Origin of the sequence: Neisseria sp. P0008.S010 (assembly GCF_051962715.1) — a bacterium.
Lineage (GTDB): Bacteria > Pseudomonadota > Gammaproteobacteria > Burkholderiales > Neisseriaceae > Neisseria > Neisseria elongata.
Genome location: NZ_JBQCVA010000401.1, coordinates 1 through 243, shown reverse-complemented (window position 1 = coordinate 243; position 243 = coordinate 1). Strand labels below are relative to the sequence as shown.

The following is a 243-nucleotide window of genomic DNA, read 5'->3' as shown; positions in this document are numbered from 1 at the left end:
CCTACGGGAGGCATCGGTCACGCTGAGACCGAGCGGCTCCAGGCAATCGTGCCTCACCGACAGGCCGGGGTGCGGGGGCTCTTCATCGGCATATCGCGTCCTCCTAGTGATAGTCGACCAGATCGACGTCGCTGGCGTTGGCGCCATCGAACCTGAATATGACGCGCCAGTTGCCGGAAACGCTGACCGCCCAGAAGCCGGCGAGATTGCCCTTGAGCGCATGCAAGCGATACCCTTGTAGTC

General features: G+C 63.0%; 1 protein-coding gene. It reads right to left on the bottom strand.

Features of this window, described 5'->3' with window-relative positions; genetic code table 11:
• Nucleotides 1-103 precede the first annotated feature (103 nt).
• Nucleotides 104-226, bottom strand: a complete 123-nt coding sequence (locus ACTHSL_RS14085; protein ID WP_440381751.1) for a type II toxin-antitoxin system RelE/ParE family toxin — start codon at nt 224-226, stop codon at nt 104-106.
• Nucleotides 227-243 lie beyond the last annotated feature (17 nt).